The sequence below is a fragment of the Marinihelvus fidelis genome (genome assembly GCF_008725655.1).
Taxonomy (GTDB): Bacteria; Pseudomonadota; Gammaproteobacteria; order Xanthomonadales; family SZUA-36; genus Marinihelvus; species Marinihelvus fidelis.
This window is the reverse complement of sequence record NZ_VYXP01000005.1, coordinates 1-13,683: the sequence shown is the minus strand read 5'-3', so window position 1 is coordinate 13,683 and position 13,683 is coordinate 1. Positions and strand designations below refer to the sequence as shown.

Genomic DNA, 13,683 nt, shown 5'->3' with positions numbered 1-13,683 from the left:
CCATGAGCACGATCAAGACCGGTTACCGCACCGCCTGGTGCCTTGCGTTGACGCTGTTCGCGTCGTCGGCGCTGGCGCAGACCCAGGTGACTTCGACGGACTACAGCACGGGTGATGACGGCACTGTCACCATCACCATGCAGACCTCGGGGAGCGAGCCGGCGGTCAGCGTGTTCGCGACCGACAGCCCGCCGCGCATCGTGCTCGACATGTCGGATACCACCAGCACGGTCGACTCGACCCCTGTGCAGGTCAATTCCGGAAACGTTTCCTCGTATTCGACGCTGTCTGCCGGTGGGCGGACCCGCGTACTGGTTGAACTCAGCCAGTCAGCCGAGTTCGATTACAGCACCTCGGGCGGGCGAGTGAGCCTGACCGTCGCCAACGGCCAGGCCGTGGCCGCCGCTGCATCGACGGAAGCACGCCGCAGCCTGGGTAGCTACAACGTCAACGCCATCGACTTCCGTCGTGGCGAAGACGGCCAGAGCCGGGTTATCGTCGGCCTGGACGGCGAGGGCGCAAGCGTGGCCGTGAATGCCGGCGCCGGCACCCTCAACGTCGAAATCTTCAATTCCGACCTGCCGGAGAACCTGAACCAGGTCCTGGACGTGGTCGACTTTGCGACGCCGGTGCAGATTATCGACGTCAGCCAGCGCAATGAATCCGTGCGCCTGGAAATGATGGTGGCCGGTGTCTACGAGCACCTGGCGTACCAGTCAGGCAACGACGTGATTATCGAAGTGCAGGCAGTTGAGCCGCTGTCACAGTCCGGTCCGGAAGAAGTGCAACTGTATGAAGATCGCGAGTACACCGGTGCCCGCGTGACCTTCAACTTCCAGGATATCCCGGTCCGCTCGGTACTGCAGCTGATTGCCGACGTGTCCGACCTGAACATCGTGGTCGCCGACAACGTGTCCGGCAACCTGACCCTGCGCCTGACCAACGTGCCCTGGGACCAGGCGCTGGACATCATTCTCGACGCCCGCAACCTGGACAAGCGCGAGAACGGCAACGTGATCTGGATCGCGCCGACGTCCGATATCGCCGCGCGTGAGCAGGAACTGCTGCAGGCGCAGCAGGACCGCCGCGAGCTGGAGCCGCTGGTGACCGCCATGCTGAGCGTCAGCTACGCCACCGCGGAGGACATGAAGCTGCTGATCGAGGAGTCTTCTCAGTCCGGCGGTCCGGGCGGACCCGGCCTGGGACAGAACCTGGACGACCGCGGCCTGCTGTCGACCCGTGGCTCGGTGTCCATCGACCCGCGGACCAACACGCTGCTGATCACCGATACCCAGGACCGCATCGAAGCGATCCAGAACCTGGTCACCGAGCTCGACCGCCCGGTCCGCCAGGTGCAGATCGAATCGCGCATCGTGATTGCTTCCAGCGACTTCAGCCATGAGCTGGGTGTCCGCTTCGGTGTCAACGCGCTGCACGACGGCAGCAACATCCTGGCCATCGGCGGTGACGGCGATGCCGCCGATCTGATCAACCCGGCCACCAACCCGCGGGATGACGGCCTGATCGACATTCCGGGCACGCCGGATCGCTACAACGTCAACCTGCCGGTGACGACCAGCGGGGCCGGCACCATCGGCCTGTCGTTCCTGACCGGTAACTTCCTGATCGACCTTGAGCTGTCGGCACTGGAAGCCGAGGGCGAGGGTGAGGTGATCTCGACCCCGCGCGTGGTGACCGCCAACCAGGCGGAAGCCTTCATCCAGCAGGGTGTCGAGATTCCGTACGAAGAATCAACGTCTTCAGGTGCGAGCTCGGTGCAGTTCAAGGAAGCCGTGCTGGAGCTGCGTGTGACGCCGCTGATTACACCGGACAACCGCGTCCAGCTGGACCTGAACGTCAAGCAGGACACGGTGGGTGAGATCTTCCAGACCGGCCGCGGCGGTTCCGTACCGTCCATCGATACCCGTGAGCTGGGCACCAGCGTCCTGGTCAACAACGGCGAGACGGTGGTCCTGGGTGGTATCTTCCAGGATGAGCGTTCGCGCAGCACGGACAAGGTGCCTTACCTGGCGGATATCCCCGGCGTCGGCAACCTGTTCAAGCGCCGCTCGAACAGCACGCAGAAGCGTGAGCTGCTGATCTTCGTGTCACCGACCATCGTCGAGGACCGGCCGCTGGTGAACTGATCAGCCCCGATCCATTGCGAGTCACAGAGGCGGCCCGGTTTTCCGGGCCGCCTTTTTTTGTGGCTACCGGTGACTTCACGGCGCGGTCGAAAACACGTTAGGCTTCTGGCCAATTCAGCGAAGAGAACGACATGACGCTGTTCAAGCTGCAGCCGGGTACGACCCCCCTGCTGGTCAACGTGCCGCATTCGGGCACGGTCCTGCCCGAAGCCATCGCCGCGCGGATGACGCCGCTGGCACGGACCCTGCCGGATACCGACTGGTACGTCGACCGGCTCTACGATTTCGCCACGGCCATGGGCGCCGGGATGCTGGTGGCCAGTCACTCCCGTTACGTGGTCGACCTGAACCGGCCACCGGACGATGCCGCGTTGTACAACACGCGCACGACCGGCCTGGTGCCGGTGGAAACCTTCGACGGTGAAGCCCTTTACCGTCCCGGCCAGGCGCCGGATGCGGACGAGATTGCCGAGCGCAGGGACCGCTACTGGGCGCCCGTACATGACGCGCTGGCAGCGGAACTGGCGCGGCTCCGAGCGCAACACGGCTATGCCATCCTGCTGGACGCGCACTCAATCCGCGGCGAGGTGCCCGCGCTGTTCGACGGTGTCCTGGCCGACCTGAACCTGGGCAGTCACGGCGGGCGCAGCGCCGCGCCCGGGCTGGTGGACCTGTCCATGGACGTGTTCAGGCAGTCCGCGAGTCACACGGCCGTCCTGGATGGCCGCTTCAAGGGCGGCTACAACACCCGGCACTACGGGCAACCCGGGCAGGGCATCCACGCGTTGCAGATGGAAATGCCCCAGCGGCTTTACATGAGCGAGGCGCCACCGGCCTGGGAAGACGCGCGCGCAGCTGGTGTCGTGCCGTTGTTGCGGCAATGGCTGCAGGCCCTGTTGGACTGGAGGCCGGAGGAATGAAACCCGGCGCGGTCGTCTGCGCGCACGCGCTGCTACCCGATGGCTGGGCCAGGGACGTCCGGCTGACCCTGGACGCAAACGGCATGATCGAGCAGGTCGAGACGGGCCTGCCAGCCGGAGGCGGTCGAACGGACGACGTGCGCCTTGACGGCGTCGTCATACCCGGCATGCCCAATCTTCACAGCCACGCCTTCCAGCGCCTGATGGCCGGGTTGAGCCATGCCGGCCAGCCGGGCCAGCAGGACAGCTTCTGGACCTGGCGGGAGACCATGTACGCGATGGCCCTGCGGGTGAGCCCCGGGCAGCTGCAGGCCTGTGCGGCCGGGCTCTACGTCGAGATGCTGAAGGCTGGCTACACGGCCTGCGCGGAGTTTCATTACCTCCACCATGCCCCAGATGGCCAGCCCTACGATGACCCGGCCGAACTGGGGCACCGGGTGCTGGCCGCGGCGCAGGACAGCGGTATCGGGCTGACCCTGTTGCCGGTGTTCTACCGGCGTTCCGGCTTCGAGGCGGAAGAGGTCAATCCGCGCCAGCGGCGGTTTCGAAACACGGTTGACGGCTTCACGCGAATGTTCGACTCGCTGGCAGGGCACACCAGGGGCCGGCCCAACACGGTTTTGGGGCTTGCCCCGCATTCACTGCGCGCCGCCAGCGCCGACGACATCAACGCCATCGTGTCGCTTGCGCCCTCGGGGCCGGTGCATATCCATATCGCCGAGCAGCGCCAGGAGGTGGAAGACTGCCAGCGGGTGCTGGGCGCCCGCCCGATTCGCTGGTTGCTGGACCAGTTCGACGTCGACCGGCGCTGGTGCCTGGTGCATGCCACCCACGGCGACGCCGGCGAACTGGCCGATGCGGCCCGCTCGGGCGCGGTGGCGGGGCTGTGCCCGACCACCGAGGCCGACCTGGGAGACGGCATCTTCGCCGCGGCCGACTGGCGCGCCGCGGGTGGCGCGCTTGGCATCGGCTCCGACAGTAACCTGCGAATCTGTCCGGCCGAGGAACTCAGGCTGCTTGAATACACGCAGCGCCTGGTCAGTGGCCGGCGCAACGTGATGGCGGAGGCCGGTGCCAGTACCGGACGATGGCTCTGGTCTCGCGCGGCCATGGGCGGTGCACAGGCCCTGGCCCAGCCAGTCGGCCAGATCGCGCCCGGCTACCGCGCAGACCTTGTCGAACTGGATCGCGAACATCCCCGCCTGCGCGACCTTGAGGGCGATACGGTGCTCGACAGTTACGTCTTCAGTGGCGGCCAGGACATGATTGCGTCGGTCTCCGTGGCTGGTGAGCGCGTGGTCGAGCAGGGGGTTCATCGCGATGAGTCCGCACTGCTCACCGCCTTCAACGCGACGTTGCGTCAGTTGAGAGCCTCAACATGAGCCATGCCGACCTGCCGTTTGCACCGGCCAGCGAACGAAACCGCGTACCCATACTCGATGCCGTCGGCCCCCGGCTGGGTGCGCCTGCGCGCCTGCTGGAAATCGGCGCCGGTACCGGCCAGCACGCCGTGTACATGGCCGCGGCCCTGCCGCATATCGACTGGTGGCCAACCGATCGCTCCGACGCATTACCCGGCCTGCAGGCGCGGCTGGACTTCGAGGCGCCTGCCAACGTCCACGCGGCCCAGGCACTGGATGTGTTGGCCGACCCCTGGCCGGAAGGCCCGTTCGACATCGTCTACAGCGCCAATACCGCACATATCATGCCGTGGGCGGGTGTCGAGGCCATGGCGGCCGGAATCGATAATGTGCTGGCCTCCGATGGGCGTTTTTTCCTGTACGGGCCATTCAATATTGACGGTGCTTACACCTCGGACGGCAATCGAGATTTCGACCGTGATCTGCGCCGCCGCGACCCAAACATGGGCATTCGCGATGTCGAGGCGCTTGAAACCCTGCTCGGTGGCTACCAGATGGCATTGACGGAACGGCTACCCATGCCAGCGAACAACCAGCTCCTGGTGTTCAGCCGCTTAAGGAATTCATCATGAACGAAGCTGACTACGCGTCATTACTGGCCCAGGCCCGCGGACTGCTGTCCACCTATCCGCACCGCATCGCCAGCGCGGCCAACCTGGCTGCGTTGCTGTACGAGGCGCTGGAGGATGTGAACTGGGCGGGGTTCTATTTCCTCGAGGGTGACACCCTGGTGCTGGGGCCATTCCAGGGCAAGCCCGCCTGCGTGACCATCCCCGTCGGGCGGGGTGTCTGCGGCATGGCGGTGGCACAGAACGCCATCCAGCGTATTGCCGATGTGCATGCCTTCGACGGTCACATCGCCTGCGACGCGGCTTCGCGTTCCGAGTTGGTGATTCCGCTATCGATCAACGGCGAAACAGTGGGCGTGCTGGATATCGACAGCCCGGTCCCGGACCGTTTCAGCGCCGTCGACGAGGCGGGAATCGCCGCGCTGGCGCGCGCCTGGGAAGCGTCCCTGGCCTGAACGGGCCGGTCGCCGGCTACAGATCCTTGCGCGTGACCCAGTGGGCCAGCCGCCCGTCATGCTCGCCGCCGTCGAAACCAGCAGCGAAATCGAACACGCCCAGTGTGCCGGTGGCCATGCGCTGGTGCCTGCGGTAATCCGCGTCACTCATCAGCCCCAGTGACAGGCTCTCGAAGCCCGGGTTGTGGCCGACCAGCAACGCGCTGTCGGCGCCCGCCAGCGCCTCGGTGGCCAGGTGGTGTATCTGCCCGGTGCTGGCATGGTAGAGGCTGTCCAGGTAGCTGACGGCCGGTGCATCGTCGCCCCAGGCCCGCAGCAGCGGCGCCAGTGTCTCCACCGTCCTGGCGGCGGTCGAACACAGCACGCGCTCCGGTACGGCCACGTTGTCGGTCATCCAGGCCGCCAGCTTCTGCATGTGCCGCTGGCCCTTTTCGGCCAGTACGCGGCTGAAATCGTCGCAGCCCGGCTCCCAGGTCACGGCTTTCGCGTGTCGAAGGAGCATCAGTCGCTGGGTCATGCGGGGCCTCCATTGTCTTCAGTGCCCGTGGCGCCAGTGCCCGGCTGGGGCTCTTCAAGCCAGGGAAACAGTGCCGGGTCGTAATTGCCACCACTGAGAATGACACCGACCGAGCGGCCGCGAAACACCTCGGGATGGCTCGCGATCACCGCGAGGGTGACCGCGGCGGAGGGCTCCACGCGCAGCCCGGTGGTCTCGAACAACAGTCGCATGGCGGCGACGATGGCCTCGTCATCGGCCAGCAGCACCTGGTCCACCTTGTCGCTGATGATGGCGTAGTTCGACGCGCCAACCAGCGCGCGCAGGCCATCGGCGACGGTATCGGGAGACCAGCTTTCAACACGGTGGCCATCGGCCACGCTGGCGTTCGTATCAGCGGCGCCGGCGGGTTCGGCGCCGATGACGGCCGTGCCGGGGCGCAAAGCGCGCGCGGCAATGGCCGTTCCAGCCAGCAACCCACCGCCACCCACCGGGGTCATGATGATGTCGAGCGAATCCACCTGCTCGAACAGTTCCATGGCCGCGGTACCCTGGCCGGCGATGATATCGGCATGGTCGTACGGCGGAATGGGCACCTTGCCCTCGGCCACCAGCGCCGCCAGGCCCTGCTCACGGGGTGCCTGGCCGGGCTCGCAACTGATCACGGTTCCGCCCTCGTTTTCGACCGACCGGACCTTGCGCCCAACAGCGTTGCTGGGCATGACGATATAGGCCTTGCGGCCATCAAGGCGCGCGGCGCGGGCCAGCGCGGCGCCGTGGTTGCCGCTGGAGTGCGTGGCCACATCGCGCGTATCACCCGCCTCGCGCAATCGCGTCACCGAGTTGGTGGCCCCGCGCACCTTGAACGCGCCGGTGGGTTGCAGTTGCTCGCATTTCAGCCACACGTGGCAGCCGAGAGCGGCATCCAGCGCGTCGTGATGGGCAACGGGGGTCTCCAGGACCTTGCCGCGCACACGCTCGCGTGCGGCCTGCAGGTCATTGATGTCGGGTAGGGTCATGTCCATGGCAACGGTATAATACGGAACTTTTGCATGGGCCGGTGGCCTATGGTCGAGGAATGATAATGAGCAAGGGCCAGCGCCCCCAGTCCGTCCAGCGCGCGGACTACACACCCTACCCGTGGCGGCTTGACCAGGTCGAACTGCACGTTGGCGTGCATGACGACCATACCCTGGTGCAGGCCGCGATCGACTTCGAATCCGTGTCCGGCGAGCCGGGCGATATCGCCCTGGATGCCGTCGACCTGGAGATTATTGCCATAGAACTCGATGGTGAAGTGGTCGCCGAAGATCGTATCACCCGGGAGGGCGAGCGCCTGGTCATCCACGACGCGCCGGCGCGCTGCCGCGTGGTCACGAAGCAACGCATCCACCCCGAGGCCAATACCGCACTGGAAGGGCTGTATGGTGCCGGCCGTCATTTCCTGACCCAGTGCGAGCCCGAGGGCTTTCGCAAGATTGCCTGTTTCCCGGACCGCCCGGACGTCATGGCGCGTTACACCGTGACCATCGAGGCCAACCGTGAGCGTTTCCCGGTGTTGCTGTCGAACGGCAACCTGGTGGCCGAGGGTGACGCCGGCAACGGCCGCCACTGGTGCCGCTGGGAGGACCCGTTCCCCAAGCCGTCCTACCTGTTCGCACTGGTGGCCGGTGATTTTGTCTTCACCGAGGACCACTTCACCACCTGCAGCGGTCGCGAGGTCACGCTGCGGATCTATGTCGAAGACGGCAACCTGGACCGCTGTGACTACGCGATGGCGTCGCTGATCAATGCCATGCGCTGGGACGAGGAGCGGTTTGGGCTGGAATACGACCTGGACATCTACAACATCGTCGCCACCAGCGAATTCAACATGGGCGCGATGGAGAACAAGTCGCTCAATATCTTCAATACCCGGTACGTGCTCGCGCGCCCGGATACCGCCACCGACATCGACTACCAGGGTATCGAGGGTGTCATCGGTCACGAATACTTCCACAACTGGACCGGTAACCGTGTCACCTGCCGGGACTGGTTCCAGCTCACGCTCAAGGAAGGCCTGACCGTATTCCGGGACGAGGAGTTTTCCGCCGACATGCAGTCCCGCGCGGTCAAGCGCATCCAGGATATCCGCGACCTGCGCCTGCGCCAGTTCCCGGAAGACGCGGGCCCGATGTCGCACCCGATCCGCCCGGATCACTACGTCGAGATCAACAATTTCTACACCGCCACCGTCTACCAGAAAGGCGCCACGGTCATTCGCATGTACCACACCCTGCTGGGTGAGGAAGGCTTCCAGGAGGGCATGCGGCTGTATTTTGAGCGCCACGACGGCCAGGCCGTGACCTGCGACGACTTCCTGGCCGCGATGGCGGATGCCAATGACGTCGACCTGTCGGCCTTTTCCCGCTGGTACGCCCAGTCCGGCACGCCCGTGGTCACGGTGGACACGACATGGGACGCCGCAGCGGGCACGCTGCGCGTGACGCTGGAGCAACAGACCCCGGCCACCCACGACCAGGCCGACAAGCAGCCCCTGGTGATCCCGTTCGCCATCGGCCTGCTGTCACGGGCCGGCGAACCGCTGGCGCTTACCGTCGACGGTGAGGCGGTGGACGGCGACACCGCCGTGTTGCTGCTCGAAAAAGCGCGCCAGTCGTACGAATTCAGTGGCCTGGCCGAGGCACCGGTGCCCTCGTTGTTGCGTGACTTCTCCGCGCCGGTGAAGGTCCGCTACGACTACACCGAGGCCGAGCTGGCGACGCTGATCGCCCATGACAGCGACCACTTCGCCCGCTGGGAGGCGGCCCAGCGCCTTGCGGCCGGCACCATTCTCGACCAGGTCGCGGTACTCGCGGCCGGGGGTGAGCTGAACCCGCCCAGGGCGCTGGACACGGCATTTGCCGGGCTGCTGGATGATTCCGATGCCGACCCGGCACTGGTCGCCGAGGCTCTGACCCTGCCCACCGAGGAAGGGCTGGGAGAGATGATGGAAGGCCAGGTCGACGTCGACGGCATCCACGCTGCACGGCAGTTCACCCGCCGCTCGCTGGCACAATCGCTGGGGCCGCGCCTGCGGGAGCGCTATACCGCCCTGGATGACGGTGCGTCTTACAACTATGGAAGCGATTCGATCGCCCGGCGTTCGCTGAAGAATGTCTGCCTGTCCTACCTGGCCCTGACCGACCGCGGCGTCGGCCTGGTCCACCGACAGCTGGAGCACTGCGACAACATGACCGACAGCCTGGCCGCACTGCGCTCCCTGGTCATCGATGACCTGCCCGGGGCGCCGGAGGCATTGGCGGATTTCGCCGAGCGTTGGGATGCCGATGCCCTGGTCATGGACAAGTGGTTCGTGATCCAGGCCATACGCCCGGGTCACGATACCGTTGGCACGGTCCGAGATTTGATGGGCCACCCGCGTTTCAGCCTGCGCAACCCGAACAAGGTGCGCGCGCTGATCGGCGCCTTCGCCATGCTCAACCCCACCGGGTTTCACGCACCGGACGGCGAAGGTTACCGGTTCCTCGCCGACCAGGTCATCGCACTCGATCGCATCAATCCCCAGGTCGCCGCACGCCTGGCCGGCTCGTTCAATCGCTGGCCGCGTTACGACGCGCCCCGGCGCGAACGGATGAAGGCCGAGCTGGCACGCATCGCCGATACCGATGGCCTGTCCAATGACGTCTATGAAATCGTCAGCAACGCGCTTGATTGAGCCATGAGGCGCGCGAGGGCTATCCTTTGTGGCCTGCTTGCCGCGGTGCTGCTGGCCGGTTGCGCGGCTCAGGGCCAGGTCGAGGAGGCCGGTGAGCTCTACATCAACGGGCTGACGTTCGAGAACCGCGCCCGCTCGTACATCACGGCCATCCGGCTGGTCGTGCCCGAAACCGGTGGCTTCGTGTCCTGCGGCAACATCGCGCCGGGAAACACCTGTTCGACCACGTTTCCGCACCGGGTCTGGCAGGGGCTGCCGATTGAAGTGACCTGGAGCCAGAACGGCCAGATCTGGTCGACGGGGTTGATGAACGTGAACCCATCCGCCGAGGTGTTCGAGCACGGAGAGGCCGAGGTGAAGGTGATCATTCCGGCGCCGGGATCCGCCAGTGTGACGCTGTTGCCGTTCGATGGCTGAATGGATGCCGCGGCGCCGTTCAGCTTACGTTCAAACTTCACGTGCTAGTCTGTTCACCATGTCATCGTGTGCCCCGGTTGGGGCCGGGATCCGAAACATGTTCCGAATAAGCCTGCTGTTGATTGCTGCCGCCCTGTCCGGGGGCTGCGTCACGTATCACTACCCGGTGCCCGCCCCGGGCGAGGCCGTCCAGGGTGAAGCGGAGTATTCGGGTTACTACAACGACTACGCGCCGGTGACCACGACCGTCACCTACGCTTCGGCACCGTATTACCCCTACTGGTCCATGGACTACTTCTACCTGGGTTATGGCTACGGCAACACGACCATTTCCGTGGGCTTCGGTGGTGCGTGGTCGCCCTGGTACAGCGGCTATCGCTGGCCGTATTACGGTGGCTGGGCCTACCCTTACCCGGCTTACTACCCCGTGTACTACCCGGTCTACCGTCCATGGCCACGTCACTACTGGGCCGGCAACGACTACTACTGGCGCCACAAGTGGGACCGGCATGACCGCCACCCGCCGCCGCGCCATTCCGGCCCGGGCAACCCCGGCCGCCCCGGTGGCCCGCCGGGCCACAACGCGCCCGGTCAGGCGGACTACGCGCCGTATCGCGACCAGGATCCCGGTCGCCGGGGACCCGGCGCGTTCACCAGCGCCGACAGGGGCCGTCAGGTGCTCGAAACCAGTGGTGACGGCGATTGGCGTCCGGGCACGTCCCGAAGTGTCGAAGGTGTCGCCACCAATGTGCGCAGTGCCGGCAATGCCAAGCCCGGTCGATCACGCACGCACCCGGTGTCCGTGGCGCGGCCGGTCGAAAGCAGCCCGGTGCAGATTTCGCGCTCGCCGACACGGGTGATTTCGACGAGCCGCAAGCCGGTGAGCGTTGCGCCGTCCAACCCCGTCCGCAACCCGGGCGTGGTCACGCGGCGAACCTCGGGTAGTCCGGTGTCGGTGGCCGGAGATGTCCGCTCACGGTCGGCCACCAAGCCGACCTCGTCCAGGACCCAGCCCGTCAGCCGGGCGCCGGTCATTCGCAGCCAGCCCGTGGGCCGCGCGCCGGTGTCGCGTAGTTCATCGGGGGTGAAATTCAAGAGCCCGGCCGGTAACGCCCGGTCGTCGGGTCCGTCGAACTCGCGACAGGTCAGTTCGCGCCCGTCGAAGAGTTCAGGGTCCAGCCGCTCGCCCAGTCGCGGCAGCGTCAGCCTGGATCGCGACTAGGCAAGCCGGTATGGCCAGGGCCTGGCGTCAACACGCCAGGCTCCCTTTTTTCGTTGTTTTTCATTACAATACGCGCCCTTCGAGTCTGAGGCAGTAGCAGCAGTGAGCAGCGCGAATTTCGACGTTATCGTGATCGGTGGTGGTCACGCCGGTACCGAGGCCGCACTGGCCGCGGCGCGGACCGGTGCGCGTACGCTGTTGCTGACCCACAGCATCGAAACCATCGGGCAGATGAGCTGCAACCCGGCCATCGGCGGCATCGGCAAGGGACACCTGGTGCGCGAGATCGACGCCCTGGGCGGTGTCATGGCGCAAGCCGCCGACGCCGCGGGTATCCAGCTGCGTACCCTTAACGCCCGCAAGGGCCCCGCCGTACGCGCCACGCGCGCGCAGTGCGACCGCAACCTGTACCGGGCCTTTATCCGCCAGGCCGTGGAAAACCAGCCCAACCTCTCGATATTCCAGCAGGCCGTCGATGACCTGTTGATCGAGGGGGACCGGGTCACCGCCTGCCGCACCGCCGGCGGCATGGTATTCCACGCGCCCGCCATTGTGCTGACCACGGGGACCTTCCTGGGCGGGCGGATTCACGTGGGGGAGGTGTCACGCCCGGGAGGCCGCGCCGGCGATCCACCGTCGGTCACGCTGGCCGAGCGGCTGCGCGAACTGCCGCTGGATGTCGGCCGCCTGAAGACAGGTACGCCACCGCGCATCGACGGCAAGTCAGTCGATTTCAGCCACCTGGCCGAGCAACCGGGGGATGACCCCATGCCGGTGTTCTCCTACCTGGGCAGCGTGGCCGACCACCCCGAGCAGGTGTGTTGCTGGATTACGCACACCAGCGAGCGGACCCACGACATCATCCGCGGTGCGTTGCATCGCTCGCCGATGTACGCCGGGGCCATCGAGGGCTCAGGGCCGCGCTACTGCCCCTCCATCGAGGACAAGGTGGTTCGTTTTGCCGACCGCGATTCGCACCAGATCTTCATCGAGCCCGAAGGCCTGCACACGCGCGAGCTCTACCCCAACGGCATTTCCACCAGCCTGCCCTACGATGTGCAGCAGGCCTTCGTGCATAGCATTCCCGGTTTCGAGAACGCGCATATCACCCGCCCGGGATACGCGATCGAGTACGACTTTTTCGACCCGCGCGGCCTGCACGCCAGCCTGGAAACGAAAGCCGTGAGCGGCCTGTTCTTCGCCGGCCAGATCAACGGCACCACGGGCTACGAAGAGGCCGCCGCTCAGGGGCTGCTGGCCGGCGTCAACGCTGCCCGCCAGGCCCGCGGCGATGCGCCGTGGACGCCGCGCCGCGACCAGGCTTACATGGGCGTTCTCGTCGATGACCTGGTCACCCAGGGCACGCGTGAGCCCTACCGGATGTTCACCAGCCGCGCCGAGTACCGGTTGGCGCTGCGCGAAGACAATGCCGACCTGCGCCTGACTGACACCGGCCGCGAACTGGGCCTGGTCGACGACGCCCGCTGGACCGCGTTCAATCGCAAGCGCGATGCCATCGAGGCCGAGCGCGCCCGGCTCGCCGATATCTGGGTGGCGCCGGGGAACGCCCTTGGCAAGGCCATTGTCGAGCGCTTCGACCTGTCGCTGGGCCGGGAGTGCAAGGCACTGGACCTGCTCAAGCGGCCGGAGCTGGACTACGACGCGCTGGTGTCCGTCGCGGGTATCGGCCCCGGCGTTGATGACGCGCGCGTCGCCGAGCAGGTCGAGGTGCAGGTGCGCTACGCCGGCTACCTCGACCGCCAGGCCGGCGAGATCGAGCGCAATCGCCGCAATGAAGACCGCGAGATCCCCGACGGTTTTGATTACGATGCCGTGCGCGGCTTGTCGTCCGAGGCGCGGGAAAAGCTGCGCGCCATCCAGCCCGGCACGCTGGGCCAGGCGCTGCGCATTCCGGGCATGACGCCGGCCGCGGTCAGCCTGCTGCTGATTCACCTGAAAAAGCAGTCCGGAGAGAGAAAAACCGCCTGACGTCAGTCAGTTGCGTCGCGTTACGATAAACCAACAGCCGGTTTACCTGAATTTAACCGCCCATGGCTATGCTTTGAACTGCAAGTTGACTGTGCCTAGTGCATCGCACCTCTGTACAGGCAGTCCCCACACTTCTATGCCTAAGGCGATGCACCATTAGACCCCGGCCGCGAGCCGGGGTTTTTTTTGCCCGCCCGTTGACCCTTACGGGACAGACGGCTACGCGGGTGCGTCGTGGCGGTGGGGGACTCACGGGACACGCTCAAGTCCGTCCATGGATCGCTTGGACGTGGCCATCCATGGCCACGTACAGTCCCGTGAGTCCCCCA

11 protein-coding genes are annotated in these 13,683 nt (G+C 66.0%); 9 read left to right on the top strand and 2 right to left on the bottom strand.

Annotated elements, in window-relative coordinates; all coding sequences use genetic code 11:
• Positions 1 to 2: 2 nt before the first annotated feature.
• The 5 genes from pilQ (at position 3) to F3N42_RS08005 (ending at position 5,512) form a co-directional block, all read left to right on the top strand.
• A complete protein-coding gene (gene pilQ, locus F3N42_RS08025) occupies positions 3 to 2,147 on the top strand; it encodes a type IV pilus secretin PilQ (protein ID WP_191621304.1) in 2,145 nt (714 codons plus the stop codon).
• 131 nt (positions 2,148 to 2,278) lie between these two features.
• The gene (gene hutG, locus F3N42_RS08020) at positions 2,279 to 3,067 is read left to right on the top strand and encodes an N-formylglutamate deformylase (protein ID WP_150863915.1); all 789 of its coding nucleotides are present in this window, start codon (positions 2,279 to 2,281) and stop codon (positions 3,065 to 3,067) included.
• Positions 3,064 to 4,449, top strand: coding sequence for a formimidoylglutamate deiminase (locus F3N42_RS08015; protein ID WP_150863914.1), 1,386 nt, complete (start codon positions 3,064 to 3,066; stop codon positions 4,447 to 4,449). Before hutG ends, F3N42_RS08015 begins: the two co-directional genes overlap by 4 nt.
• Positions 4,446 to 5,060: a DUF938 domain-containing protein gene (locus F3N42_RS08010; RefSeq protein WP_150863913.1), complete on the top strand. Its 615-nt coding sequence runs from the start codon at positions 4,446 to 4,448 to the stop codon at positions 5,058 to 5,060. The genes F3N42_RS08015 and F3N42_RS08010 overlap by 4 nt, the downstream gene beginning before the upstream one ends.
• Positions 5,057 to 5,512, top strand: a complete 456-nt coding sequence (locus F3N42_RS08005; RefSeq protein ID WP_150863912.1) for a GAF domain-containing protein — start codon at positions 5,057 to 5,059, stop codon at positions 5,510 to 5,512. Before F3N42_RS08010 ends, F3N42_RS08005 begins: the two co-directional genes overlap by 4 nt.
• 16 nt (positions 5,513 to 5,528) lie before the next feature.
• On the opposite strand, the gene F3N42_RS08000 is transcribed toward F3N42_RS08005, so the two are convergent.
• Positions 5,529 to 6,029, bottom strand: a complete 501-nt coding sequence (locus F3N42_RS08000) for a SixA phosphatase family protein (protein WP_150863911.1) — start codon at positions 6,027 to 6,029, stop codon at positions 5,529 to 5,531.
• Complete coding sequence (locus tag F3N42_RS07995; protein ID WP_224784812.1) at positions 6,026 to 7,033, bottom strand: threonine ammonia-lyase; 1,008 nt, start codon at positions 7,031 to 7,033, stop codon at positions 6,026 to 6,028. The genes F3N42_RS08000 and F3N42_RS07995 overlap by 4 nt, the downstream gene beginning before the upstream one ends.
• A 59-nt stretch (positions 7,034 to 7,092) precedes the next feature.
• Between F3N42_RS07995 and pepN the strand changes: the two genes are divergently transcribed.
• The 4 genes from pepN to mnmG all read left to right on the top strand — a co-directional run bounded on the left by pepN (position 7,093) and on the right by mnmG (position 13,354).
• Positions 7,093 to 9,726 (top strand): aminopeptidase N, encoded by a 2,634-nt coding sequence (gene pepN / locus F3N42_RS07990; protein WP_150863909.1) that lies wholly within the window; start codon positions 7,093 to 7,095, stop codon positions 9,724 to 9,726.
• 3 nt (positions 9,727 to 9,729) lie between these two features.
• Complete coding sequence (locus F3N42_RS07985; RefSeq protein ID WP_150863908.1) at positions 9,730 to 10,143, top strand: outer membrane protein assembly factor BamD; 414 nt, start codon at positions 9,730 to 9,732, stop codon at positions 10,141 to 10,143.
• Between the two features lie 97 nt (positions 10,144 to 10,240).
• Positions 10,241 to 11,365: a hypothetical protein gene (locus F3N42_RS07980; protein WP_150863907.1), complete on the top strand. Its 1,125-nt coding sequence runs from the start codon at positions 10,241 to 10,243 to the stop codon at positions 11,363 to 11,365.
• Positions 11,366 to 11,467: 102 nt separating this feature from the next.
• Positions 11,468 to 13,354, top strand: a complete 1,887-nt coding sequence (mnmG, locus tag F3N42_RS07975; protein ID WP_150863906.1) for a tRNA uridine-5-carboxymethylaminomethyl(34) synthesis enzyme MnmG — start codon at positions 11,468 to 11,470, stop codon at positions 13,352 to 13,354.
• Positions 13,355 to 13,683 lie beyond the last annotated feature (329 nt).